This is a genomic window from Methanosarcina sp. DH2 (assembly GCF_020804225.1).
Lineage (GTDB): Archaea > Halobacteriota > Methanosarcinia > Methanosarcinales > Methanosarcinaceae > Methanosarcina.
Window position 1 is genome coordinate 8,140 of the sequence record NZ_WJBI01000008.1, and the last position, 25,356, is coordinate 33,495.

The 25,356-nt window shown below is 40.6% G+C and carries 28 protein-coding genes and 1 pseudogene; 12 read left to right on the forward strand and 17 right to left on the reverse strand.

Translation table 11 applies throughout. The features are described 5' to 3' along the window. Together FXV91_RS10830 and FXV91_RS10835 are read right to left on the reverse strand one after the other, a co-directional pair. Nucleotides 1-148 (reverse strand): CxxC-x17-CxxC domain-containing protein (locus tag FXV91_RS10830; RefSeq protein ID WP_229390698.1); only part of this gene is annotated, 148 nt, incomplete at its 3' end. 454 nt (nucleotides 149-602) lie between these two features. Further along, nucleotides 603-800, reverse strand: coding sequence for a CxxC-x17-CxxC domain-containing protein (locus FXV91_RS10835; protein ID WP_229390623.1), 198 nt, complete (start codon nucleotides 798-800; stop codon nucleotides 603-605). Between the two features lie 183 nt (nucleotides 801-983). On the opposite strand from FXV91_RS10835, the gene FXV91_RS10840 reads away from it, so the two are divergent. Then, nucleotides 984-1,412 (forward strand): hypothetical protein, encoded by a 429-nt coding sequence (locus tag FXV91_RS10840; protein ID WP_229390624.1) that lies wholly within the window; start codon nucleotides 984-986, stop codon nucleotides 1,410-1,412. On the opposite strand, the gene FXV91_RS10845 is transcribed toward FXV91_RS10840, so the two are convergent. Together FXV91_RS10845 and FXV91_RS10850 are read right to left on the reverse strand one after the other, a co-directional pair. Then, nucleotides 1,401-1,892, reverse strand: a complete 492-nt coding sequence (locus FXV91_RS10845; RefSeq protein ID WP_229390625.1) for a hypothetical protein — start codon at nucleotides 1,890-1,892, stop codon at nucleotides 1,401-1,403. The genes FXV91_RS10840 and FXV91_RS10845 overlap by 12 nt on opposite strands. A 460-nt stretch (nucleotides 1,893-2,352) precedes the next feature. Then, nucleotides 2,353-2,547 carry a CxxC-x17-CxxC domain-containing protein gene (locus FXV91_RS10850; RefSeq protein WP_229390626.1) on the reverse strand — a complete coding sequence of 65 codons (195 nt, stop codon included), beginning with the start codon at nucleotides 2,545-2,547 and terminating at the stop codon, nucleotides 2,353-2,355. A 610-nt stretch (nucleotides 2,548-3,157) separates the two neighbouring features. Here FXV91_RS10850 and FXV91_RS20215 point away from each other — a divergent pair. Further along, complete coding sequence (locus FXV91_RS20215; RefSeq protein ID WP_345945499.1) at nucleotides 3,158-3,319, forward strand: hypothetical protein; 162 nt, start codon at nucleotides 3,158-3,160, stop codon at nucleotides 3,317-3,319. 49 nt (nucleotides 3,320-3,368) lie between these two features. Here the strand turns inward: FXV91_RS20215 and FXV91_RS20220 are convergent, their stop codons facing one another. Then, nucleotides 3,369-3,533: a hypothetical protein gene (locus FXV91_RS20220; RefSeq protein ID WP_345945500.1), complete on the reverse strand. Its 165-nt coding sequence runs from the start codon at nucleotides 3,531-3,533 to the stop codon at nucleotides 3,369-3,371. 532 nt (nucleotides 3,534-4,065) lie between these two features. Then, on the reverse strand, nucleotides 4,066-4,440 hold the full coding sequence (locus FXV91_RS10860) for a DUF1428 domain-containing protein (protein ID WP_229390627.1): 375 nt from the start codon (nucleotides 4,438-4,440) through the stop codon (nucleotides 4,066-4,068). A gap of 251 nt (nucleotides 4,441-4,691) precedes the next feature. Between FXV91_RS10860 and FXV91_RS10865 the strand changes: the two genes are divergently transcribed. Continuing rightward, nucleotides 4,692-4,880, forward strand: coding sequence for a hypothetical protein (locus tag FXV91_RS10865; protein WP_229390628.1), 189 nt, complete (start codon nucleotides 4,692-4,694; stop codon nucleotides 4,878-4,880). A gap of 107 nt (nucleotides 4,881-4,987) precedes the next feature. On the opposite strand, the gene eif1A is transcribed toward FXV91_RS10865, so the two are convergent. The 5 genes and pseudogenes from eif1A to FXV91_RS10890 all read right to left on the reverse strand — a co-directional run. After that, nucleotides 4,988-5,320 (reverse strand): translation initiation factor eIF-1A, encoded by a 333-nt coding sequence (gene eif1A / locus FXV91_RS10870; RefSeq protein ID WP_229390699.1) that lies wholly within the window; start codon nucleotides 5,318-5,320, stop codon nucleotides 4,988-4,990. A gap of 254 nt (nucleotides 5,321-5,574) precedes the next feature. Beyond that, complete coding sequence (locus FXV91_RS10875) at nucleotides 5,575-5,757, reverse strand: CxxC-x17-CxxC domain-containing protein (protein WP_048134822.1); 183 nt, start codon at nucleotides 5,755-5,757, stop codon at nucleotides 5,575-5,577. A gap of 649 nt (nucleotides 5,758-6,406) precedes the next feature. Beyond that, nucleotides 6,407-6,601, reverse strand: a complete 195-nt coding sequence (locus FXV91_RS10880) for a CxxC-x17-CxxC domain-containing protein (RefSeq protein WP_229390629.1) — start codon at nucleotides 6,599-6,601, stop codon at nucleotides 6,407-6,409. 415 nt (nucleotides 6,602-7,016) lie between these two features. Beyond that, the gene (locus FXV91_RS10885; RefSeq protein ID WP_229390630.1) at nucleotides 7,017-7,418 is read right to left on the reverse strand and encodes a hypothetical protein; all 402 of its coding nucleotides are present in this window, start codon (nucleotides 7,416-7,418) and stop codon (nucleotides 7,017-7,019) included. 248 nt (nucleotides 7,419-7,666) lie between these two features. After that, a pseudogene (locus FXV91_RS10890) lies at nucleotides 7,667-7,880 on the reverse strand (transposase); the annotation flags it as partial. A 204-nt stretch (nucleotides 7,881-8,084) separates the two neighbouring features. Here FXV91_RS10890 and FXV91_RS10895 point away from each other — a divergent pair. After that, nucleotides 8,085-8,273 (forward strand): transposase, encoded by a 189-nt coding sequence (locus FXV91_RS10895; protein WP_255680204.1) that lies wholly within the window; start codon nucleotides 8,085-8,087, stop codon nucleotides 8,271-8,273. A gap of 481 nt (nucleotides 8,274-8,754) precedes the next feature. Here FXV91_RS10895 and FXV91_RS10900 read toward each other — a convergent pair whose 3' ends face one another. Then, nucleotides 8,755-9,138, reverse strand: coding sequence for a response regulator (locus FXV91_RS10900; protein WP_229390631.1), 384 nt, complete (start codon nucleotides 9,136-9,138; stop codon nucleotides 8,755-8,757). A gap of 492 nt (nucleotides 9,139-9,630) precedes the next feature. On the opposite strand from FXV91_RS10900, the gene FXV91_RS10905 reads away from it, so the two are divergent. After that, nucleotides 9,631-9,795 (forward strand): hypothetical protein, encoded by a 165-nt coding sequence (locus FXV91_RS10905; RefSeq protein WP_229390632.1) that lies wholly within the window; start codon nucleotides 9,631-9,633, stop codon nucleotides 9,793-9,795. Between the two features lie 177 nt (nucleotides 9,796-9,972). On the opposite strand, the gene gatE is transcribed toward FXV91_RS10905, so the two are convergent. Both gatE and FXV91_RS10915 read right to left on the reverse strand, forming a co-directional pair. After that, complete coding sequence (gene gatE, locus FXV91_RS10910; RefSeq protein ID WP_229390633.1) at nucleotides 9,973-11,874, reverse strand: Glu-tRNA(Gln) amidotransferase subunit GatE; 1,902 nt, start codon at nucleotides 11,872-11,874, stop codon at nucleotides 9,973-9,975. Nucleotides 11,875-12,301: 427 nt separating this feature from the next. Continuing rightward, nucleotides 12,302-13,204, reverse strand: coding sequence for a hypothetical protein (locus tag FXV91_RS10915; RefSeq protein WP_229390634.1), 903 nt, complete (start codon nucleotides 13,202-13,204; stop codon nucleotides 12,302-12,304). Between the two features lie 253 nt (nucleotides 13,205-13,457). On the opposite strand from FXV91_RS10915, the gene FXV91_RS10920 reads away from it, so the two are divergent. Beyond that, nucleotides 13,458-13,874, forward strand: a complete 417-nt coding sequence (locus FXV91_RS10920; protein ID WP_229390635.1) for a nuclear transport factor 2 family protein — start codon at nucleotides 13,458-13,460, stop codon at nucleotides 13,872-13,874. A 428-nt stretch (nucleotides 13,875-14,302) separates the two neighbouring features. Beyond that, a complete protein-coding gene (locus tag FXV91_RS10925; protein WP_229390636.1) occupies nucleotides 14,303-15,529 on the forward strand; it encodes a hypothetical protein in 1,227 nt (408 codons plus the stop codon). Nucleotides 15,530-15,800: 271 nt separating this feature from the next. Here FXV91_RS10925 and FXV91_RS10930 read toward each other — a convergent pair whose 3' ends face one another. Continuing rightward, nucleotides 15,801-16,457, reverse strand: coding sequence for a DUF2284 domain-containing protein (locus FXV91_RS10930; RefSeq protein ID WP_229390637.1), 657 nt, complete (start codon nucleotides 16,455-16,457; stop codon nucleotides 15,801-15,803). Between the two features lie 234 nt (nucleotides 16,458-16,691). On the opposite strand from FXV91_RS10930, the gene FXV91_RS10935 reads away from it, so the two are divergent. Next, nucleotides 16,692-17,144: a universal stress protein gene (locus tag FXV91_RS10935; protein WP_229390638.1), complete on the forward strand. Its 453-nt coding sequence runs from the start codon at nucleotides 16,692-16,694 to the stop codon at nucleotides 17,142-17,144. A 372-nt stretch (nucleotides 17,145-17,516) separates the two neighbouring features. Here FXV91_RS10935 and FXV91_RS10940 read toward each other — a convergent pair whose 3' ends face one another. Together FXV91_RS10940 and hdrA2 are read right to left on the reverse strand one after the other, a co-directional pair. After that, nucleotides 17,517-19,001: a 4Fe-4S binding protein gene (locus tag FXV91_RS10940; RefSeq protein ID WP_229390639.1), complete on the reverse strand. Its 1,485-nt coding sequence runs from the start codon at nucleotides 18,999-19,001 to the stop codon at nucleotides 17,517-17,519. After that, nucleotides 18,998-21,379, reverse strand: a complete 2,382-nt coding sequence (gene hdrA2, locus FXV91_RS10945; protein ID WP_229390640.1) for a CoB-CoM heterodisulfide reductase HdrA2 — start codon at nucleotides 21,377-21,379, stop codon at nucleotides 18,998-19,000. Before hdrA2 ends, FXV91_RS10940 begins: the two co-directional genes overlap by 4 nt. Nucleotides 21,380-22,406: 1,027 nt before the next feature. Here hdrA2 and FXV91_RS10950 point away from each other — a divergent pair. The 4 genes from FXV91_RS10950 to FXV91_RS10965 all read left to right on the forward strand — a co-directional run bounded on the left by FXV91_RS10950 (nucleotide 22,407) and on the right by FXV91_RS10965 (nucleotide 25,342). Next, nucleotides 22,407-22,688 (forward strand): ferredoxin-thioredoxin reductase catalytic domain-containing protein, encoded by a 282-nt coding sequence (locus FXV91_RS10950; RefSeq protein ID WP_229390641.1) that lies wholly within the window; start codon nucleotides 22,407-22,409, stop codon nucleotides 22,686-22,688. Nucleotides 22,689-23,225: 537 nt separating this feature from the next. Further along, nucleotides 23,226-23,690, forward strand: a complete 465-nt coding sequence (locus FXV91_RS10955; RefSeq protein ID WP_229390642.1) for a (Fe-S)-binding protein — start codon at nucleotides 23,226-23,228, stop codon at nucleotides 23,688-23,690. 9 nt (nucleotides 23,691-23,699) lie between these two features. Beyond that, the gene (locus FXV91_RS10960) at nucleotides 23,700-24,944 is read left to right on the forward strand and encodes a formylmethanofuran dehydrogenase subunit B (RefSeq protein ID WP_229390643.1); all 1,245 of its coding nucleotides are present in this window, start codon (nucleotides 23,700-23,702) and stop codon (nucleotides 24,942-24,944) included. Further along, nucleotides 24,944-25,342, forward strand: coding sequence for a molybdopterin dinucleotide binding domain-containing protein (locus FXV91_RS10965; RefSeq protein WP_229390644.1), 399 nt, complete (start codon nucleotides 24,944-24,946; stop codon nucleotides 25,340-25,342). Before FXV91_RS10960 ends, FXV91_RS10965 begins: the two co-directional genes overlap by 1 nt. Nucleotides 25,343-25,356: the final 14 nt, after the last annotated feature.

Below are 25,356 nucleotides of genomic sequence, written 5' to 3' on the forward strand. Positions count from 1 at the left end.
CCCTGCARTAAACCGGTCTTTCAGGGTCAGGTTTAAAAGGTACTTCTGTCTCAACTTTACAGTCTGAACAGGTTGTCTTGTGCATTTCTCTGGGAGCGCCGAAGTTAGAATTAGAATTTCCTCTGAAGTTTCTGTCATTAAAAGCCATATTTGTTTCACCTTTGGTTTTAGTTTTTAGATAATTGTTTTAAAATAAGATTGTATAGAACTCTTTGATTAAAAACAAAAATTGGTTTTTAATAACAGATTGTTATACGTATCTTTATTTATAAACACACATACATGGCACTTAAAATATATAAACGTTTGTATAAAAACGGAAAATCATACTCTTAAAGGAGAGAAAAATTTCCGTATATAGTTTGCAGAAGGTATAATAACCTACTTTTCTTATAGCTTCTGAAAACGGAGTTCGATTAACAGGTTTTCAATTTAAAACAGCTCTCCAAAGGAAAAGATCACTTCGATCAAAAAGGCTCCGCAAAGTGATCCTTCTAAATCTGAAAAAAGTCGCAAGCTAAGAACAAATATATTCCGAGTTAGATTTATTTTAAAAAGTGAAAAAGAAATAAGTGTTGGTAAACTCAGTTAAACAAATAACATTAGTATCTGTCTTCTCTGGGTTTCCTATGTTTAGGAAGACACTCTCTGCAGTAGACCGGTCTTTCCGGATCAGGTTTGAAAGGTACTTCGGTTTCAACACCACAATCAGAACACTTTGTCTTGTGCATTTCCTTTGGAGCTCCGAAGCCTCCGCGGTTGCTGTCTCTTCCCCTGCTTCCTCTGTCATTAAAGGCCATTTTGTTTCACCCTGGTTTTAGTTGTTGGTTATTGCTGAAAAATAAGATTGTATACGACTCTTTGGTTAAAAACAAAAATTGGTTTTTAACAACAGATTGTTATACATCTCTTTATTTTCAATATACATACATTGCATTTGAAATATATAACGGTTTCCATAATAGTAAAAATAATTCTTTTAAATGAAAGAAAATTTTGTGATCAGGGTTTATGGAGAAGATAAAATGCCTGAAATTCCAGTTCCGGCTGATTATCCGATAAAGCAAAATTATAGGCCCTGCAAAGTTCTCCTTTTAAATCGGCAAAATCACATGACTTATTTCACTTTTCTTAACACACATATTCGGGAAAAGATTCGGGAAAAGATTCAGGCAGATCGTCGCCATGAAACATATATTTCAACTGAATTGAAGGTTAATGGATTCAGCCTTCAAGATGCGCCTATTTATATGCCGTTCAACGCTTGGCGAAAGATTATCTTCACCATGTCTTACGGTTGTTACCCTCCCTGGATTGCGCAAGAAAGACAGAGCAGCCGGTTCAAGTCCGAGTTCTGTCCGAGTTCTAAAAATCAATTAACCTTGCTTTTAAACCTGGTCTTAAATCTTTAACCCATCATCGGTTAATACGATATTGCAGGATCCAACAAAAATAGTGTCATGCACATCCACGCCGTTTATAGTTTGTCGAGGCATGTCGTTTATTTCCACTTTACGATCAGTTATCTGAATTTTCTTGCCCCCTACATAAAAAATTCCGCTCACTGCCACATATCGATCTTCTGTAACTCTAGCATTGAAAATAGCGCCACCATCTTCTCTTCTTGTCAGCGTAAGACCGTTCCCTTTCTCTATTTCTCCTCGCACATCAAATTTTTCGTTAATTTGAGCAAACTCGTTTCTGTCAATTTTTGCTATGAGTTTTGAATCTTTATCTCGGATCTCTGTTGTCAGAATCAGATCGCCATCGCAGTTTTCCAGAGTAAACAGGTGCGTCCTATCTCCGGTATTTTTATCCTCGTATGACACTGTGTATACCGGGTCCACGTACACGTTTAATCCCATAATTAGCATATAATCATCGCGAGTCATGTGGTTTTCACCTGTGAATTTTCACCACATATTTATTGATTTAAATATATAAAATACTTCTTAACCAATATTTATTGCAAAAAATTGATAACATTTGTTAATAAAAGAGATACTCTTTCCTTAATGTTTTACAAAATAATTCGGAGAAAGTTCAGGCTGACCGCTGGCAGGAAAAATATATTTCAATTCAATTGAACAGAAGGAAAAAATCTTTTTTTGTATTCAGCGGTCCAGTTTCGAATAGCTCCCATGAAAATGGGATTCAGCTAACAGGTGTTCACTTTATTTGAAACCGGCTATCCAATCAAAAGAGATAGTAATACTCTAAAACTATCCTCAGAGTGATTCTTCTCAAACGCAAAAGATCACAGGTTAAGAAAAAATACCATTCGGGTTTAGGTATATTTAAAAAAGTGTAAAAGAAATAAGTGTTGATGTAACTGAGTTACACAAATGACACTTAATATCTGCGGTTTTCTCTGGGTGTCCTGTGGTTAGGAAGACAGTCCCTGCAGTAAACCGGTCTTTCAGGGTCAGGTTTGAAAGGTACTTCTGTCTCARCTTTACAGTCTGAACAGGTTGTCTTGTGCATTTCTCTGGGAGCGCCGAAGTTAGAATTRGAATTTCCTCTGAAGTTTCTGTCATTAAAAGCCATATTTGTTTCACCTTTGGTTTTAGTTTTTAGATAATTGTTTTAAAATAAGATTGTATAGRACTCTTTGATTAAAAACAAAAATTGGTTTTTAATAACAGATCATTATACGTATCTTTATTTATCAACACACACACAAGTCACTTGGAATATATAAATGTATCTATAGTTATGATATATACTCTCGTCTTAAGGCATGGAGCTTTATCAAATTTTTTAAAATTTCTGATTTCAGTTATTTGTGCTTAAGGATAGTCAACATAACTTTTGAACCTTCGTTTCTCAGGACAATGTTACTTCACACCTCAATGTTACTTCAAACCTGCTGGTGCAGGAGCCAGCCAGCCTTAGAACAGTTTTTAATTGCCTGCTTCCCGAAAATCGTCAACAGCCAGGACGTTTAAGCAAACATGTCAACAACTTTACAGGAGGAAACACCCATAAAGTAAGATTTAAAGTAAGATTTAAAGTAAGATTTAAAGTAAGATTTAAAGTAAGATTTTTAGATATTGGTGCGGAAACATTGAGATAATTGATTGATACCAAAAAATTTGACAGCCCTATCTAAATATTATGTGCAAGTTATTCAGATAAAATATGGAGATTTTTTTAATTGGTCTCGTCCGCAATTATCCCTATTTTTTCTCTGGTGGCATTTGCAGCTATTCACAGCCTTATGGCAAGCCTGCCCTTTAAACGCCTCCTGGTGCGAGTCCTGGGTTCCAGGGTAGATAGGTTGTATAATGCCAGTAATTCAGTCTCATCGCAAAACTAATGATACTGCCGCTTGTCTATCTTCTCTACAAAAATACAGGCCCGGTTCTCTACATCATACCTTCTCCCTGGCGCTGGCTCATGGTCGGCGGGTAATTAATTGCTGCAATCCTTGCCTCCAGAACTTTCCTGTATGCACCCCACAGATTCAAAATACGCTCGCAGCTATCTGCACCGGAGGCTCCTGAGGCGGGTCTTCTGAATATTCGAGGCATTTACCGGTGGATAAGGGATCCCTTTCTACTCTCGGGGATGGTCATAATCTGGCTGACTCCCTTTATGACAACCTGCTTGTCATATACCTTTTGACCACATATACCTGTATCTAGGGTCCCTGCACTGGAAATGCAGGCTGGTGGTACAGTTTGGTAATGAGTACAGGGAGTACCGGAAACGGGTTCACAGGATAATCCCCCAATCAGGGGGACGTTATTAAATAATTCTAATTTCCTCTGACTTTTATACTTTTATATACCACTAACCTTTCTCTTCAGTTCGGGCAATACTACGTCTAACCGTTTCAAAAATTTTCCAGAACGCCCCTTGAGCTTTTTATGAAACCGGAATTCCTTTAAGATGCTTCATTTTAATTCGAAAATAGCCCTCCAGCAGAAAAGATCGCTTTGATCTAAAGATCAACCCGCAAAGTGATCCTTCTAAATATGCATAAGAATACAGAGTTCAATTGCTTTAAATTAACAAAAGAGCCACCGCATTATTTGCGGTTGGCTGTAGCAAGATGTCAGGTTAAAGATTTACTAATGTTTTGAATCCACCGTAAGCCATGCGTCTGTAATCAAACAGATCCGAGTCGCCTGACTCCATCATTTCTTTCATCCGCGGATCATTCATAACTGCTTCATTTACTCTGTCTCTATGCTCTTTTGACTCATAAACAATCCATGAAAAAATTACGGTCTCTTCTTCAGATGTACTGGCTGCCTTTTTGAAAGAAACCATTTCTTCAATATCCAGGTCATCCCCAACACATTCGTAATACTCTAAAGCACCAAGCTCTTTCCATATCTCACCTGATTTTTGAGCAATTTCTCTGTATTTGCTTACTTTGTCTTTAGCGATAGGAATTAAAAACCCGTCCACATATCTTTCTACACTTTCCATGTTCTCTCCCTCTCTTTTCCTTCTCTCAGCTATATCCTGATACAGATAACTGGCGTTTTGTCCCCCGTCAAAAGCATAATGTACAGCCGCTTATATGTACGACCGCTTATCGAATTTTGCTCTTCGTCTTTTCGATAGCTATGGTCTCTTTTATTGTCATAGGTATTATTTTAATTCCTCCGTAACTATTCAACGTATCTGAAATCAGTCTACAGATATTGATTTAGAATTATCAAAATTGACGAGATTGTTTGCAGGAAAAACATATTAAAATAGAAAAAGAAATAAGAGAAATAAGAGACATAATAGAAACAAGAGACATAATAGAAACAAGAGACATAATAGAAGCAAGAGAAATAAGAGATTTATTCTTCAATAATTATAAAAACCACTGCATCAAATATGTGGGTAAGTTGTCGTCTATAGAACCTTGCTCGTAGCAACATAGACGCGCTCCTGCAGAAAAGTAAAATATGGATTTCAGGCGTCTTTTTTAGACACCTTTATTTTAGATACCTTTATCAGGCCTTTATTCTGATACCTTAAATTAGTACTTAATGTAGCCTTTGCGYTCAAGCCATTCGACCTGGGGCCTTGTGTATTTCCAGGYTACTTCGGCTTTGCAGTCCTGGACTTCCCATGGATTGGCTATTACAACGTCGCCTTCGCGTATCCACATTCTCTTCTTTTTAGAGCCCGGGATCCTGCCCATACGGACAATTCCATCCATACACTGAAGCGTTACCCTTTTCGAACCAAGTAARCTCGAAACCGTTGCCAGGACTTCATTTCTGTCCTTKCGAGGGATTCGTACYCTGGATACTTCAGGGTTATCTCCTGAGTTTACCGGTGTTGTAGATCCTAATCTTCTTTTTCTAATAGTGCTTCTGTAATTAGCCAGATTAATTCCTCCTTACTAARCTTTCAATTATTTTTTATGAGTTAAATATTGATTTTTATGAGTTCATGTCGAATTCATGCCGGCTCTTACTCTTTATGCCRTTTTGTTCTTACTTTTTCCTGCTGAATGAAGTGTAAATAAGTAAAGAACCAAAAGAATAAACCAAAAAAGAAACAATGAATCCAGCGTTAATGTAAACTCAATTACAAAATTACGCTAGATGTAAATTATCTTTAGAACTTCCTGTGGTTAGGAAGACATTCTCTGCAGTATACTGGCCTGCCTTCGGTGGGTTTGAACGGTACTTCAGTCTCAACACCACAGTCAGAACAGGTCACTTTTGTCATTTCCCTAGGTCCRCTGTTACCGCGGAAACCTCCGGAATTTCCCCTGAAATTTCTGTCATTAAAAGCCATTTTCGTTTCACCTCCGCTTTAGCGGATAGTCAATAGATTAAAAAACAAGATTGTATACACCCTTAGATTAAAAACAAAATTGGTTTTTAATAACAGATTATACGTCTCTTCATTATCAATACCTACACTATAGGGTCAAATTATATAACTCTATCTATACAAATGTAATTTTACTCTTTTAGTGAAGGAGTCTTTTTAGAATGGTTTATGGGAAAAGTAATACCCTTTTATTGATAGTTTCTGAAAGTAATATTGCTTGAAAAATTTCCACTCTGGTTAAAAACAGCCCGGAGAGGAAACGTGATAAAGCAGAACTGATCGGCCCTGAGAAGAGTTCCCTTTTAATCTGCCAAAAGTCACAGGTAAAGAGAAAAGTATATTCCGGATCTATCGTGTATTTAAAAAATCAAAGGTAAGGGTCTACCGAGCGAAGAGAAACGAACCTTGTGCTGTTGCAATTGCAGTTCAACTTTGCAGTTCAACTTCAAGAAAATCTCTGATTTCCTGTATCCCGAGGCGAACCTCGAGCTGCTGGGTTCAAGTAATAAAATTAAACTGGAAGAAACATAAAAAGCTTTATGTAACCAAAAAAAAGGAAGTGAATAATTGTTAGTAAAGTGTTGATGTAACTCAGTTACACGGATAACACTTAATATCTGTTTTCTCTGGGTGCCCTGTGGTTAGGAAGACAGTCCCTGCAGTAGACCGGTCTTTCCGGGTCAGGTTTGAAAGGCACTTCTGTTTCAGTTTTGCAGTCTGAACAGGTTGTCTTGTGCATTTCTCTGGGAGCGCCGAAGTTAGAATTGGAATTTCCTCTAAACATGTTTCTGTCATTAAAAGCCATATTTGTTTCACCTTGTTTTAGTTGTTAGATAATTGTTTAAAAATAGGATTGTATAGAGCTCTTTGATAAAAACAAAAATTGGTTTTTAACAACAGATATTATACTTCTCTTTATTTTCAACACACATACATCCCACTTAATATATATAAATGTATCTATACAAGTGAGGTACTTCCTCAAATGAGATAATCTTCAATATCAATAGAGGATTTAGAAAAGGTTGAGACAGGCAGCTAGCGGAAATTATTAAAATTGAATTAAATAAAGAATAAAAAACTTTCTTTCATTCTGATACTAAAAAGCTCTTTCATATTCTGGTTCAAAAAATATCTATTACTCGATTAGCTTCAGTAAAGTGGAAACAATGTTTTGCTGGCGTATGAAATGTTTTTTGAATTGCAAAAACATTTCTGCATTACTCATCTGACGGGATACTTTCGCTCATTTCGATCCAGTTCCTGACGGTCTTTGACTCTTCATCAAAATCATCCAGTTTTTCAGGAAGAAGTTTCTCGATGAAGTCCCTAATAGATGAAGCCCACTTTATATATCTTCTAAATAGTTCATCCTGCACAAGAAACTGGTCTTGAGTAAGTTTAAACCACCTGTAATGAAGAGCCGGATCTTCCAGAGGATCGATTTTCATATCCGGGTCGTACTCCCACATTTTAGGCAGGTCAGCTAAGCCACAGACCCCAATACCACGATAAGGATCGCAATGGATAGGAACCGAATGAAAGAATTCACGTAAAGATTTCAGCATGACATCAGATTCGGAGATCAAACCATCGATTTGCTCTCTAATTTCCTGAGACACTGCCATCCACCTCTCAAAAAAGCACAGATGTTTATTTCTTTGCAGATTTGCCTGCTGTTTTGTTTAAACAGGGTATTTTTGATTGCAAGAACACTGGTAGATGATACCCTATTATAAAATACGCTGTCGGCCCTTATGATATATCTATAATGGACAGCACAGCGCCTTGAAAAATTGTTTCTTCTCCAGTCTTTACTCGCGATTACTTAGAATTGTAATATTGATGCTCTAAAAGACATTCCCAAGTTAAAACTACTGCTAAATTGCCATTCCTGAAAGCGATCATGGACAGTGCTTGAAACTCCATAAAATCTTGGCAGTGATTTCCATTGGCAGCCAGTAAGAAAAAGATAAAAATGCCACTCATTATTCTCTTATCGTCTTTCCTAGGTCTTCCAGGCTTCTTTTTTGGCTTCGGTAGTGGTAGCAATGGTTTTTGTTTCAGCCAGAGTTATCAGAGATCTCCTAGTCGTGCACGATTCCCGTTTTGCCATTACCACATATTACCCTAAATAGCAAATAATCTACTTTTCGGATAGGCTCTAAGAACCACAAAACAGCGAAACATATCCTGGATGCAGCCTAGGACAAACCTGTAACCTATGCAACTACAAGCTGCAAATGATGGGAGATGTGTAGTACTTGTATTTAGGGTAATATGTGGTAATGGCAAATCCTAAGAATACTTCTAAGATGTGTTCGAATTGTAGCATGCTGGTAGATAAAGACCTATTAGAAAGAGTGCATAATTTCTGCGGATCACCTATCAACCGTGATCTTAATGCTTCAAAAAATATTCTCAGATTGGAATTACAATCGGTTTGCAAAACCGACAGATGCCTCTCATTGAAATGAAGGGAGCAGTTACGGGACAAAAGAAAAATTTCTTGGGACAGATTAAGTTTTTTCCTTTTGTATTATAATATATTCTGACATTATATGTTCTGACATTGTTTTTTTCTATCATCATCGGAAAACTCAGTGGGTAGATTAAAGAGTGGTTAAGATGCCCATAGAAAAGAAAGAGCAAGAACTACACGACTAATATATAAGTTACAAACGGTTAATAAAAACGGTTAATTAAAAATGGTTAATAAAAACGGTTAATTAAAAATGGTTAATAAAAACGGTTAATTAAAAATGGTTAATAAAAACGGTTAATTAAAAATGGTTAATAAAAACAGTTATTTAAAAACAGTTAATAAAAACGGTTATTTAAAAACAGTTAATTAAAAAATGGTTAAATAAAAGTGCTTAATCAAATGTGGAGGCTACACGTATATTCGATAAGGTCTAAAGCTGCTTCTGAGAGATTCAAATTTTTCATTATTAATCTTCAGTAACCTGATTTACTTCTAACAATCTGCCAGATCCGCTGTGAAAGTTCGGAATACTGGGCTTTAGGATCTCCTCTTTTTTGAATAAAGGAATCCGCTCCGTTTTCGATTGCCAAGCTCATAACTTCTTCTTTGCCCACTCCCGTAAACAGGATGAAAGGAATATCAATACTCTTATCACGGATAGTTTTCAGAAACGAAATGCCGTCCATATAAGGCATATCATAATCCGAGACCACAACATCATAGGAAAGTTCATCTAACTTCTCAAGAGCTTTTCCTGCAGATTCCACTGTATCGGAGTTTATGTCGTGGAACACTTCTAAGAATGTCTTTGATAGCTCCAGGAATACTGGGTCGTCGTCTACAAGCAGTACTTTCATGGGGGGTTTTCTCCGTAAAGTTATTATTCTACAGTATTAATTTAGGAATTTTTCGTTCTTTATGCTTTGACAAGAAATTTTATTATTTAATTATATTTTTGGTAGTTTCTATGTGAAGCTGAGCTATGCTAATCTAATGTATAATGTCATACTCATATCCCCCTTTTAAGAGCTTAACTCCGGCAGACAGGAATTAAGTCTTCTGATATTGTATGGCTTTCAGAATAACATCAGAGCATACTTATCAGCTAAACTTTTATGTTCTAAGTAAGAAGATCTTTCAGTTAATATAAAAAGTTAACTTACGTAAATAATCTCTCCCATAAGCTTCTGAAATTTTATTGCATTCCCGTCTATTTTATACAAAGAATATTTTTTTGTTTTTGAAAAAGTTAAGAAAGATGCGAAAAAAATAAGATGTAATAAGTCGGAACAAAAAAAACAGGAAAAATTCAACTGGGAAAGCAGAACAAAAAGGTATGATGAAAAGTAGTGGAGAAAGCGAAAAGTGTAAAGGAAGCGAAAAATAATGGAAAGAGTAGGACCAGAATATGGGTAAAAGGAAATAATTTAGGTGAAATATCTAAAGGTAAAAATAGCTGGGAAAGAAATCATAGGAATAAGAATAACTGGAGAAAAATAACTGGAGAAAAATAACTGGAGAAAAATAACTGGAAATGAATGACCGAAAAAGAATAACCAAAAATGAATAACTGAAAAAGAATAACCGAAAAAGAATAACTGGAGAAAAGTAACTGGAAAAGAAATTTAAGGAAAAGAGACAACAGAAAATTGAATAACAGAAAAGCAGATGCATAAAAAGATGTCAGGGTTTTACCCCTGATTGATAAAATTATCTATCTCTTTTTTCAGCATATGGCTAAGGATCTTTCCGTCAACGGTGCCTCTATACTCTTTCATGACAATGCCCATGAGAGGACCGAGAGCAGCAGGACCTTTATCTTTGATGAAGTCTCCTTTTTCCCTGACCATCTTTTTAATGAAGTTTTCAATTTCTTCGGGATCGAAGGTGCTCAGGCCGAGCTTTGAAATCGCCTGCTGAGTTGTCAGTTCGGGCTCTTTTGCAAGTTCGGTCAAAAGATCCTGAATAGCTTCTTTTGCGATTTCCTGGTTTGATATAGCTGCAAAAAGCCCTGTGAAATGTTCGTCTGTAAGGTTGTCTGTCTCAACGGCGTTTCTCCTGATCTCAGGGACAATTCCTACAAGGGTTCTCGCAATCAGGGTTGAGTTAACGTTTGAATCCTTCCTGTAAGTCTCCAGCAGAGTCTCGAAAAGAGGAAGATACTTCGAATAAGCCACCTTTTCGGCAAGCTCTCTATTCAGGCCACTTTCGGAGGCAAACCTCTTTGCCCTTTCTGTAAGGAGTTCCGGGAGCTCTATGGAATCAAAATATTCCTGTGAAATTTCTATCTGGGGAACATCGGTTTCAGGGTACATTCTTGCCGCACCCGGAAGAGGGCGCATATAAGAAGTATTCCCGTCCGGAAGGGCTTTTCGTGTCTCTTCAGGAATTCCCTCAATAGCTTCTTTTGCTCTATTAATTACTGCCTCAATTGCAAGCCTGGATTTTTCGGGCTCATCTGCAACCAGGATAACGGCATCTCCGGGGTTTGCACCAATAGCGTCCCTGACAGCCTGGACTTCCTTTTCAGTTATCCCATAGTTAGGAAGTTCATCAGTGTGGAAAATTCCTCCAACACCTGCAGTCTTTGCCCTATCCGAAAACTCAGTCCCGAGCCTTCTGCCTGGCTGGACTTCCCTGCCAACAAGCCCGTTGAATTGTCTCAGGAGGGCAGCAAGGATTGCGCCTTTCTTTACTCCTTTTTGAAGAACTTTGGACTTCGTGTCCATGAAAAGCCCTGTTACGTCGTAGATTTCTTCGCAGACAAAGGCTTTTCTTTCAAGCAGTTCCTGCCTGATAAAAAGCAGGTTCAACTGCCGTTCAACTTCCCTGCGAACGATGTCTTCAATGAGGTCAAGGGCCTGTACTCCTTTGATTTCGACTCTCGCACCTCTGGCAATTGAGATATTGACGTCCTGCCTGATCGTGCCAAGCCCTCTCTTTACCTTCCCTGTAGACCTGAGGATCATTCCTATGTACTCCGCAACCTCACGGGCTTGCTTCGGGGATTTGATATCAGGCGCAGTTGCAATTTCAACAAGCGGGATCCCAAGCCTGTCCAGGGAATAGACGATTGAATCTCCTATTTCTTCAATTTTCTGGGCAGCTTCTTCTTCAACACAGAGGCTGTCAATCCCGCAGTATCCTTCAGAAGTTTCAATGTACCCGTCACTTGCAAGGAACGCAGTCCTCTGAAAACCGCTGGTGTTTGACCCGTCAACGACTATTTTTCTCATTACATGCATCTGGTCTACAGGCTTCATGCGGAAAAGTTTTGCAACCCCGAGAGAAATGTCCAGGGCTTCCTTATTGAGTTCTCTTGGAGGCTCCTCGTCATTTTCTATAAGACAGGTCGTATCATAAGCTTTGTAGATGTACTTTCTTCTGATCTTGGTCTGCTCCACCGCAGCCCTATCCTTTTCTCCCATCTCGCTTTCCGTAGCCCTGAGATACCTGAAAAACTCACAGTTCGAATCTCCAATATCCCTGATCAGGGTCGGACACCTGCAGAAAAGCTTCTCCTTCGAATCCAGCTGCTGGTGAATTTCAAGCCCGGCTTTCAGCCCAAGTTCACTGTAATCGTATTTTTCCATATTTTCACCCGAATCTAAGCAGGAAGCGCCTTAATCCTTCTTAATTCTCCGAATTTTTCCTTTAGTTTTCCCTTAGTTTTCTTTTAGTTTTCTTTTAGTTTCCTTTTAGCTTTCTTTTATCTTTCCTTTAATTTTTCCTTCAAATCTAGCTCTTTTTGCTCTCCCTTTACTTTTAAGTCCATCGGCTCGTTATCCTTTCCTCTTCTTTTTTAAACCCTCTTTCTGCGCTTCATTCCTGTCTTAGTTCTTTTAGGCGCTGCGCTGGCAGTATCGGTTATTGTCAATAAGAAACTGAATGTAAAAGGTGCGGTAGAATGTATAAAGGTATCTCTGTATAATAAGAGTAAATAATTAGTGGCTCTTTTTACATAATAAAATAAATTCGAAAAACTGTATTGCTTTTAGTAGAGATTGCCTGAAATAGGAGTCATCTCAAAGTTCCTTTTTCCCAGACAAGAGCCTCTGTCGGATTGTGATGATATTTGCAGAGTTTACTTATGTGAATTTGTGGGTCTTTAGCTTCCTCAAGGGGTACGCAAAATACATCTGATGGAGAATCTGGACTACCTCCAAAGCCTAATACTACATGAAAGGGAATTTTTCTTTCATGAGCATAAGAAAAGTATCTGTTCATCTGTTCGGGGTATGACCAGTTAAAATATCCGTTTATCAGATGAGATCGATATTTGCACTCAATACAAAAAATCTCATTTGTCTTTCGATCTCTAATCACCAGATCCGGGTTGCAGTCTGATTCCACAAAACGATTGTGCTTTCTACTCATATCCGTAGTCCATTCTACAATGGAAAAAAATCTATCATCAAATCTATCAACAACATATTTTTCGAATTTGTCTCCCTTTTCAACATATTCGGACTGTAAATTTGACTCAAAATAGCTCTTGTGATGTTCGTTAGGATTTAACCCATAAGTTTTGAGATTTTCTAGTTGTCTTAAAGATTCACCCTCATAATCTCCCGTTGATAAATGTTCTTTTGAAGGATTGTGCGTTTCATGGAATGATATTTTTGGATCATTATATTCCATGTTTATAGTGCCCGCATTTCCAGAAGGGTACTTAAATTGAGAAGATTCTGATTTTTTGTTATTATAATATGCAAAATAGACGACAAAACTTATTAAAGCAAATATTATGAGAATATAATAATAAGTAATAATAATCTGCACAATAACTCCTAAAATCCATACAATGCCACCCAAAATCAAGAATAAACCTGCTAACACAGCCATAGCTTCATTCGATTTTTGTTTTTTGTAAGATCTGTAGTGGCTCCTTTTCCTGGATCTGTAATTTGATCTACGTGACACTATGGCTAACTCCATTAAATTTTAGAAATTGCTCATATCTTTTAAATAAAGAAAATATAAAAAGTTAATTACATTCTGGAGATGAGTGTCTTCTGGTAAAACACAGCATACATCTCTATGCCTGTTTTATATACGCAAAAGATCCAACCTTTTAAAAGCCATTTATAAAACATATGCTATAAATTGAGGAAGGGTAATCCTTAAATCCTTCTACTGTTATTCTGCATTGTCTAATTATTTTGAGGAAGATCTAATGAAAGTAGATAGTGTAACCGAAAAAGCAGTTAAGGCTGTTCTGGATAAATTCGCAGAGAGTTATGCCAGACGCGACCTGAAAAGCGCAATGTCTCTTATTGCTCCGGACGATGATGTCGTCATCTATGGCACCGGTGCAGATGAGAAGCGTGTAGGCCAGGAAGCAATTAAAACTCAGTTTGAGCGCGATTGGGCTCAAATCGAAGATCCGGGTCTCGAGTACAACTGGATTTCAATTTCAGCAGCCGGTAACGTAGCCTGGGTAGCTATAGATGCAGTTCTCAAGGCAAAGGTAGATGGGCAAAACCTTAAATTTCAGTCAAGGATTACAATGGTTCTTGAGAAGCGCGGGGATAGATGGCTGATAGTGCAGGGGCATTTTTCTTTCCCCGATCAAAGTCAATTTTTTGATTAAATGTTCTCTTCAGGGAATAAAAAATATTTATTTCTTCCTTTTATTTTTCAGTTTTTATTTTCTTGAGTTATCTGCCCAACCTTTCCAGAACCGACTTTTGTGATGCTAACAAGATATGCCTGGCAACTTATCAAGGGCATTATTAAACTTTTGAGAGCCTATAAGGTTCAGGTTCTCATCTACACGAACGTACATTTTTCATCCGTATGGACATAATTCCGCAAATTCACTATTTTACGCACTAATTATACATAAAAGAACAGACAAATTAAGCTAAAAATATATGATTTGGAACAAATATTTACTTTTATTTAAATAATTTCTTGAATTCTTATATATTTCGTATTCTTTAATATATATTTATCTAATTATTATATTAACTGGAATGTGGCTTCCAGATATGTTTTTACTTCATTATGAGGGATGTTATGGGGATAAAGCAAATCATTATTTGTTGTATATCATTTTTATTTCTGCTATGTACAGAAACTGCGGCTGCAGAGATAGCACAGGGAACAGAAATTCAAATAACCGTAAATGAATCGAGTCAGAGCAGTCCTGCCATCTACAGTGACAGGATAGTATGGCAGGACGAACGCAATGGGAACTGGGATATTTACATGTATGACCTTTTCAATTCCACAGAAGTCCAAATCACAACCAATGAATCAGCTCAATGGGACCCTGCTATTTACCGAGATATCATTGCATGGGAAGACCGGCGAGGAGATGATGGAAATGTTTGCATGTATAACCTGTCCAGCTCCACGGAGAGCCAGGTAACAACCGACGAATCTTATCAGGGTTACCCGGCTATATATGAAGAGAGAATGACCTGGCTGGATGGCAGAGAGAGTATTTATATGTACAATCTCTCCACTTTAACGGAAATCCGTCTTCTCACAAATGAACGGGGCGGCCTTTGTGATATTTATGGTGATAGAATAGTATGGGAGGAATGGGATAATGGAAGTTCTGATATCTATATGTACGACCTTTCCACTTCCACAAAAACTCCGATTGTGACCGATGAATCGAACCAGCGGTGGCCTGCCATTTATGAAGATAAAGTCGTTTGGGAAGATTGGCGCAATGGAAACCCGGATATATACATGTACGACATCTCAACTTCCACAGAAACCCGGATAACCACAGACGAATCTGACCAGCAGAGACCTGATATCTACGGAGATAGGATCGTGTGGGATGATTTCCGCAATAGAAACTACGATATTTATATGTATAATCTTTCTACTTCCAGAGAAATTCAGGTAACCACAGATGAATCTAATCAGGAAAATCCCGCTATTTACGATAACAGAATAGTTTTCACTGATTATCGCAAAGGGAATCCGGATATCTATGTATTTGCTTTCGTTACTCTCGGAAATGATCCAGTTGAGGGAATAAAAGAGCTTAAAAAGTACGTGTTTTCTCTCAATCTGTATTCGTCTGTGGAGAATATCTTTGATGCAAAAATCAAGAATGCAATCTGTTATCTCGAAAGAGGAGATGAAGATAACGCGCTGAGAGAACTTGAGAGTTTTATTCAGTGTAGCTATTTCATGCAGGAAAAGGGCAGGGTTGAAGATAAAGAAGCTGAATATATAGTCGGTGAGGCGCAGAGAATTATTAGTCTCATAAGGAATTCCTGAAGAGTTCATAAGATAACAGGCAGCGTCGATTTTAATGGGGAGTGGTGGTATTCCCAGGTTTCACCACTTTCTATCTCTTTTCAATCCGGACATATACTGCCTGAAAGATGTCTTTAGTTAAAAAGTGGTTTTTGAAAATAACGTAAAATACACAGGATATGCACTGGAGATACCCATCAAGCAAGGAATAATAAATAGGGAATAGTAAACAGGTAAACAGGATATCCTCGAATCCTTTTTGGAAGAATTATTTCATGACCTGTCTTGCCCTTCAGTCCAACAAAATCAGCGTATAAGGTACCGGTGCCGAATCGTCCATCGGAAACTTCTGAAGCTGACTGCCGATTTTTTCCAGTGTTTTGTCCATCCTTACGCCAAGCCCCATAAGGCATGGCCTGCGAAGGGTAGGGTGATGGCAGGGTCCGCTTGCGCCCGCACAGTTTACGCCGGAGTAATCTTTTGTTGCACACCACGTACACATACCGGGAAAAGTGGCAAGTGCAGTGTTGTAACCGAGGGTCCATGCAAGTTTTTCAAGTTCAAGGACTCCGGGCTGGATTGTTTCCTTGCGGTCTTTCATTATTGTTTTTAAATTATCATAGAACTGTTGTTTTACAGTCTCGTCTTCAGGAGGGGAGGTGCTGAATTTTACGAAATTTTCGCTAACTTCCTTTGTAAATACATTTTCAGACTTCCATTCTACGAGCAGGGCCCAATCGTAATCAGCAAGCATTTTCCGGAATTCGTCTACTGTGGGGACAAAAGGAGGACAGACCCGGCTACCGTAGCCGTTACAGCCGAATATGCACTTTAATATTGTCCGGTCTTCGACCACGATATTTTCTGCGGGAAAGAGCCTGATACTTTTTGCACCAAGTTCTTTTGCCTTCTCCTCAAGGCGTCTGTAGTTTTCGTCGTTTATTTTCATATATCATCATATAAGCCGGGGTAAGATAATAATATGCTGCATTGCGATGACCTTTATCCATTTCTCTGACCTTTCACCCCAAAAAAAGGAGCTGTTCCTGATCTTTCTTCCAAAAGAAACCGAAATTATCCTTGAAATTTTCACTTCGAGAACCGATATTTCCTGAGTTTTCATTCCTCTAGATCCGATTAAATTATATTTCTTGCAGGTGCATAAAGTAATTGAGGATTCTGTGTGGGAAATGTCAGCTTTAAGAAAATAATGGTTGCAACAGACGGCTCAATCTGCTCGAGACTCGCTGCAAATAACGGGATAGAACTTGCCCGTTTAAGTGGAGGGACGGTTTACGCAATCTATGTAGTATCTACAGACTACTTTTCTTCAATGGCAGTAGATATGGACTGGGAAAGGATGCGCGAAGCTTTGAGAAAAGAAGGGAATCAGGCTGTAAACTACATAAAAGGGGTGGGCGAGCTGGAAGGAGTAGTGGTAGAGCCTGTCCTGCTCGAAGGACATCCTGCGAATGAGCTTGTCCGGTACGCCGAAGAGGAAAAGATGGATATCATTGTTATGGGAACTCGTGGAAAGACAGGGATTGATAGACTGCTTTTAGGCAGTGTTGCGGAAAATGTGGTCAGGAACTCAAAGGTACCTGTTATGGTTATAAAAGAAAAATGCAGATCCTGAGCTGGAAAGTAGATATCTATAAATGAATACATGCTAAATCTCGAATTCTTAATTCAGCCAGTAAAACCATATTTTCTATCCGGGTCGTTCCCCGAGTTTCGCTTCCCGAGTTTCGCTTCGGGAGCACGAGGTCCTTTTCGCTACGCTCAAGAGGACTAAGTTATGGGTTCTAAATTACAATATTTCCGACCCTTATAACATTATTAGCTATATCGGTTCGTCCTCATAGTTCTTTTTTGAGACGCCCGCCAGACAAGCTGGCGGGGGCGCTTATATAATATGTGGATTTAAAAGCGGTGTCCGGTTAAGAAAGTATTTTCTCAGCCGGTGGAATTGTTTTGAACCTGACCTGTTCCTGATTCTATTCAATTTTCAGCTTTCAATCTTCTTTTTCACGGCTGCGGCAGCGTTTTCCGGCGAGTCGGTTTCCCAGAGCTTCCTGATCTTTGCACTCTTAAGGGCAGGCATGAGAGAATCGATTTTTGCCTGCACGGCTGCAAGTATCTCTTCATCGGCACATGGGGGCTCTATACCCATGAACTTCTGGGCTTTGAGGGTTTCCGTCTCTCTGAAGACAGCACGGTCCACTCCTTTTCTGACACCGGTTTTCAGGGACTCGATTGCGTCCCTCCACTGGGTAGCCCAGGGGGTATCCGGAATTTCGGTATGGTGGACATCAGTTCTTTCTACTTTTATAGCTCCAAGGTGGCAGGCTTTCACACAGGCACCGCAGTACATGCAGAAGTCTTCGGCAAAAGCGATCTTTCGCGGGTCTTCAGGGTCTGTCGGCACATACCAGAGTTCCGAAGGGCAGACATTGAAGCAGCCACGGCAGCCCTGGGGGTCGCATTCTTTCAGGTTGACATCAATAAGGCTCAGTTTCCCTTCCATGGGCTTTTGCAGGTCAACAGCTTCGTAGGGACAAACAGCCTGGCAGCGGGCACACTGCGTGCATTTGAGCTCATCGACCCTTACTTTGCCTTCCACTTTCGGAGCTTCGCACGGGCGCTCTCCTTTAACCTTTATTGCTTCTTCAGGGCAGATGTCCTGGCAGAGTACACAGTAGTCACATTTGTCCGTATCAACAAGGATTTGCTCAAAAGGCACCGGGTTCTCAGGGGTAGGTTCGCGTTCAAGCAGGATAAACGCGTCACAAAACCGGGCGCAGATCCCACAGAAGTTGCATTTTTCAGTATCGATTTCGATTTCACCTTCCACGCCTTCCTTAAAGGGAGCAATCTCCTCTTTTTTCGGGAAGGTAAACTCAACTTCTATTGCGTCCTGCGGGCAAGCTCCCTCACAGAGAGCACAGGGAAGGCATTTTTCATTTATATTTACATACGTATCATATTTTGGGTACTGCTTTTCGTCAGGAACCTCGCCCACGGCCTCAAAAGAGATGGCGTGCACAGGGCAGAGGTTTGAGCACATCCTGCAGAAGGTACACTTCTCAAGATCCATCATCACAGGAGGGGCATCAAGCCCGGTTGCAATCTCATGCATGGGTCCTAGTTCAAGGGCTTTTGTGGGGCAAATTTCCACGCAGATCCCGCAGCCGTTGCAGCGCTTGTAATCGTAATCCAGGGTCTTCAGAGACTTCTCGGTTGCCTGCGTATAGAGAAAATGGGTTCCCTGCAGGTCCATGCTGGTTGTAACCGTGATTTTTTCTTGGTTTTCACCCTCTCCACCTTCAGACTCTGCTTCTGCCGGTTCCTCAAACTCGAACTCTTCAGATTCAAGTTCTCCTGCTTTGTTTTCTCCTTTTTCGGGCTCTTCATTTTCTCCGGCTCCGCAGCAGCACCCGCCACATACGTGAGTTTCCTGTTCTGAACACTCTTCGGGATATTTCTCGCTCACTGTGCCACCTCCTCGAGTCCGGTTCCGGCACATTCCTGCTTGAACTCGGTTCCTATAGGTCCTATTTCTTCGAGTTCCTTTACAAACTCGGTAATAGTGTTCGAGAAACGTTCTCCTTCGGCAGCCGAGATCCAGAGAGTCCTGAGCCTTTTCGGGTCAAGCCCTATTTCCTTTATGATTTCTTTTAAGACATCCATGCGCTTATTCGCATCAAAGTTTCCGTGAATATAGTGGCATTCATCCATCCTGCAGCCCGCGACAAGCACACCGTCAGCTCCGCCTTTTAAGGCTTCAAGCACGAATTCCGGGTTTACCCTTGCAGAGCACATGGTACGGATGACCCTGATATTTGTCGGGTAATGTATCCTTGACATCCCTGTCAGGTCTGCGCAGGCATAACTGCACCAGTTGCAGAGGAAAGCCACAATAAAGGGGCTCTGGGACTTATGGGCTGTTGCAGCTCTGACCTGCGCAAGGACCTGCTCGTTTTCAAAGTTTCGCATCTGGATTGCACCAACAGGGCATGCTGCACTGCAATCCCCGCAGCCGTAACAGGAAACCTCGTCTACAACCGCTTTTTTGTCAACAATGCTTATCTTTCCGAACTTGCAGACTTCTACACATGTCTTGCAGCCTATGCATTTTTCCGTATCAACATGGGCACCCATGGGGTCGGCTTCAAGTTCTCCCGTCCCGAGGAGCTGCATAACTTTGGCTGCACAGGCACTGCCCTGGGCTATGGAGACCTGGATTTCTTTGGGACCCGAGGCGCAGCCTGCAAGGAAAACCCCGCTTACCGGCGCATCGACAGGGCGCATTTTCGGGTGGGCACTTGCAAAGAAGCGGTCCGGACGCCGAGAAAGGTTAAGCATCCTGCCTATCCCCTCTGCAGCCTTGCTGGGCTCGTAGCCTGTGGAAAGCACAACAAGGTCATGAGCTTCTTCTTCAACACTGGACTCAAGAGTATTTTCGTAACGGACAACAGGCCTTCCGTCTTCGCCGGCATAGACCTCGGCAACTTTTCCGCGGATGAAGTCAACGCCCATCCCCTGCGTCCTTGCGTAATATTCTTCGTACATCTCCCCTGCAGCCCGGATATCTATATAGTGAATTGTAATATCGGTATCAGGATAGCGTTCCTTGACCATCTGGGAATTTTTAAGGGCTGCCATGCAACAGACCCTTGAACAGTGTTCGTTGCCTACGGTTTTGTCCCGTGACCCGACACACTGGATAAATGCAACACTCTTTGGAGGCTCGCCTGTGGAAGGTACAAGGACTCTTCCACCTGTGGGTCCTGCTGAGTTCAGCATCCGTTCAAGCTGCATATTCGTTATGACATCAGGGTATTTTCCAAACCCGTACTCCTTTTTCCTGGAGGCGTCAAAGAGCTGGTAGCCGGTTGAAACGATCACGGCTCCTGCTTCTAATTCAATTTCTTCAGGCTTCTGTTCGTAGTCTACAGCTTCTGCAGGACATGCCTGCTGGCAGAGCCCGCAGCCCACACAGTGGTCAGGGTCAATAAGTACTACCTGCGGGACGGACTGGGGAATTGGCATATAGATAGCCCGGCTCTTTCCAATCCCATAATTCATGGGGTTATCGATTTCTACGGGGCAGACCCCGGCACAGAGGTCAACACAGCCTTTACATTTATCTTCAATAATGAACCTTGGCTTGCGTTTGACTTTAACATGGAATTTTCCGACCGATCCGGAGATATCGGTAACCTCGGAATATGTATAAAGAGTAATGTTCGGGTGGTTCTGGACCTCAGTCATCTTGGGGGCAAGCACACAGATAGAGCAGTCATTTGTTGGAAATACCTCATTCATGAGGGCCATTTTGCCCCCAATTGTAGACTCCCTTTCAACCATTGTCACGGGAAAACCGGATTCCGCAAGGTTTAAGGCTGCTTCGATTCCTGCAACCCCTCCACCTATGATAAGTACGTTTCTGCTGGCTTTTGAGCTTGTTGCACTCAGTTCCTTGAGGAATCTGGCTTTTGCAACCCCCATCCTTATCAGGTCAAAAGCTTTCTGGGTCGCCATCTGCGGGTCATCCGCATGCACCCAGGAGCACTGCTCCCTTATGTTTACCATTTCCATAAGGTAAGGGTTGAGGTCGGCTTTTTCCATGACGTGCCTGAAGGTTTTTTCGTGCAGCCTGGGGGAACAGGCAGCTACTACGACCCTATCGATTTTGTTGTCCTTTATATCCTTGATGATGCCTTCCTGTCCGGAATCGGAACATAGAAATTGTACTTCCCGGGCAAGCACCACATCTTCCAGTTTACTCGCCATTTCCTCAAGAGCTGAAACGTCAATTACTCCCGCAATATTCAGCCCGCAATGGCAAATGTAGACTCCGATTCGCATGCTTGTTGACTCCTTATATCTATGAATATCTTTAGAGGTTGAATTCTAATATGTCTGTTGATATATTAAAATATATAATTTATAAGTTAAAATTTCAGGATCATGATGTCGGAATACTTTTCTGCACAATATTCAGGCCCATGCAGAAAAAGTAAGGTTCTGTATATCCCTGGTTCAGTAAATCTTTGCACGGATCCGGAAAGGTTTTTCTTTAAGCTTTCTGGGCACCTGTGGACTATTGTGTTTTATAAATCTCAATATAAATTTTCCCTCAAACAGGATAAAAATGTAGTCGTTTTGTACAAAACCAAAACCTTTATTTTGTAAAAGTTTTCTTTAGCTTTTTACCTGCAACTTTATAATAACTAATTCATAAGCAGTAGCCATTTTAGTATTTTTCTTCCATAGCTTTCTGAGTTACCTTCCTTCAACATTCTTGCAGGCAAGTGCAGAAATATTCAAAGTAGTTGCAATCTCTTATCATACGGTAATTCTGGTCCTGCTTCCGGATAAGCAGAATCGTTTTACACTATATCATTTAATACTGTATGATGAGCTATTTAACCTGTGTACAATCTGTTTGATTCGTTATTTTGAATACATATTTATAAGAGCATTTGTATAATATATTTAATATTTATATTATTATACAATATTTGTATCTATATCAACTTTCGGATTCCTGTTAGAACCTGTGTTTAGGCTCCCGGGAAAGAATCTGATTAATTTAATCAGGTAAGCTCAGATTGGCTGACTGAAGATTATGATGCTCACCAATTGATTTATAGTTTGAGAACTTAATTCGTAATCGATCAGTCAATGCCGAATTGTTATTCAATAATTCATTATGTATGCGGGAATTTCCTGTGAGCAGGAGCCTAAATTAATTCTTAAGGAAGCTTAAAAGGTTACATACTATGGAATTGTTCTCGAACAGGATTTTTCCAGACTTCCTAATAATATTTCCGCATATAGCATTCTCACGAATAATAATTATCACTCTTTAAAAAACAGGAGGGAGCTCTACATGAGTGGACATGATGAAGTAAAAGATAAGATGTATGAATGGACAGAAAAATACGCAAGCAAAGCAGGCTACAGGCTTAATCCGGATAAAGAGGCTCTTGATTATGTTCTTGATGGGCTTGCTTCAAGAGTTGAAAGATTCGGGAGGCGTTATTGTCCTTGCAGGATAGTAACCGGGGACGAGAATGAGGACAAAAAGATAGTTTGTCCCTGTATTTATCATAAGGATGAAATTGAAAACGATGGAAACTGTCACTGCGAGCTTTTCTTTAAGCCTTCCTGATCTGACTTTGTTCTGCCAGATCTGCCCCGACAAGGGGTTACGAATATTATTGACGAAGGCGGGAGAGGACAATCTATATAAATACTTTTTGTCCACTTCCTCCACTCCAATCTTTTCACTCAAATTAAAATGCTTATCTCTCAGCCTGTAGAGGTAAAGATCTTAAGACGAAACCTTATTTAGAGCTGAAGTCTCTGGGAGCTGCCTTATTTGAGAACTTAAAACCTCTAAAGGCTGTTTACACTGTAAATTAAAATTAACACTGAGAATTAAAAAGCAATAGTTTAAGGTAGATTACATTCATCTCTTTAAATGAATCTATTTACATTATATTTCATACCCTTAGACACTCAATATTTCAATGCTCTTAGACACTCAATATTCTCTGACAGCGTTTCCTTCAAACCGGATATTCTTCAATAAGATATTTCCGGTTTAAAAGATCTGGTCTGTACAGACACTACTGACCTGATATGGTATTAACCTGCCATCTCTTTAACTAACTCTAGGATAAATTTGACTCAAGGGTGACCTAGTATGACAAATGCAATGGAACTCTATCAGATGCTTCCAAAGACTAACTGCAAAAAATGTGGAAAAACCTCCTGTATGGCGTTTGCAGTTGCCCTTATGGCTCGCGAGCTGACAGCTGAAGACTGCCCGCCCCTGAAAGAGGAATCTAAATACAAAGAAAGCTACGAAAAGATCAGCGGTCTCTTCAAACAGTCGGAAGGGGCGACCGAAACCGGACTTATAGTACATGAAGACCTCTGTTTTGGCTGCGGAAACTGTGTGGTTGCCTGCCCTCCTAATGTAGCAAACGACCCCTATGGAGTAGGCTCGGGAAATGCCCCCACGAATGTTAATAAGCTGGTCCTGGTCATAGAAGACGGAATTGTCAAAGCCCAGAACCTGGGGGAGTGCCGCAGATTTGGGAAGAACAAGATCCTCTGCAATGGCTGTATAGTAACCTGCCCTGTAGAGGCAATCGAGTTTGTGTGAGGCGAGAGGATGGAGAAAAATTATTACGTATGCACAGGCTGTGGGATGCTCTGCGACGATATCGAGGTCGAGTCTGAAAAGAACATCGTAAACAAGGTCTATACCGCCTGCAGGGTGGGGGTAGCCCACATGAAAGAAGGCAAGGAAAGTGCGGCTTTCAGGATCGACAATAAGCCTGTAGATGAAGCAACTGCAATCAGTGAGGCTGCAGCTATCCTGAAGAATGCAAAAAACCCCTTGATTTTCGGGCTTGGGACTTCTACCAATGAAACCCAGAAACTGGCAATCGAGCTTGCAAAAAAAGCCAGTGCAACTCTAGATGACACTTCTTCATTTTGCCTGGGGCGTGTGGTTGAAGCTCTCCTTCATAATAGGTTTAAGGTCTGCACTCTTGACGATGTAAGGAATAAAGCCGATGTTACTATTTTCTGGGGGGCAGACCCTTCGGACTCTCACCCGCGCCATCTTTCGAAACACTCCTACTTCCCCAGGGGAACTGAAAAACAACGGGGCTGGGAAGAAGAGAGGACTGCAATTGCGATAGATGTCCGGAAGTCCCACACCGCAAAGATCTGTGGGAATCATTTCTTCCAGATCCCGCCAGGAGGAGATGCCGAGTTTATCGACGCTTTGATCGCAGCGCTTGCCGGAAAGCTCCCGAAAACATCCTACAACTTCCCCCCTAAAAGAATTCTTGAACTGGCGAATATCCTTAAAGGGGCAAAATTCGGCGTAGTTTTTGTAGGGCTTGGCCTTATCTATTCCCTGGAAAACATTGAACCTCTTGTCCGGCTCATGGACGCCCTGAACGGGAAAGCAAATTTCCACCTGATACCTATGGTAGGGCATTACAACATGCGGGGCTTTAATGAAACTCTTTTTGAGGAAACAGGGTATGTGAACAGTGTAAAGTTTGAGGACGGTACTGTGAAGCACGGGCCCGAATATTCAATTGTCGAATCTCTTAAAGCAAAAACTGTAGATGCAGCCCTTATCATAGGTTCTGATCCGCTTTCAAGCCTCCCCAGGTCTGTTTCAAAGAACCTGCTTGAAATTCCCGTTATCTCGATGGATCCCTGCGAAACCCTGACTTCCAGAAACGCAAAAGTCTATATTAACACTGCAATCAGTGGGGTAGAGTCAGGAGGGAGTGCCACGCGTATGGACGGGGTAAAAGTAAACTTTAAGCCTGTTGTTGAGACAACCCGCCTTTCGGATGAAGCAGTTCTCAAAAAGATAATGGAGGCTCTCTGATGGACTTCGGATCTTTTCTTAAAGCCCCTGAAATAAAGATAAAAGTTGTAACATACAGGGATATCTTTCAGGACAAGGCAATGATTGAAAACCGTTTTGGGGAAGAATACAGGGACCGCTCTGCAATCATAAAATTGGACACTGCCGACTTCAAGCAGTTGAGCGTGAAAAAAGGAGACACAGTAACCCTGAAAAACTCTTTCGGAACTATTGTGGTCAAAGCTGAGGAATCCGGATACGAGACCCCTCACAGGGGCATTGCGTATATGCCTAACAGTGCATGGTCCAACATGCTGGTCTCGGATGAAACCGGCGGTACAGGAGTCCCGAAATTCAAAGACATCTCCGTGACCGTTACCAGCGCTAAAGGACAAAAAGTAACTGAACTCGATCTTTAACTATCCAAATTTTA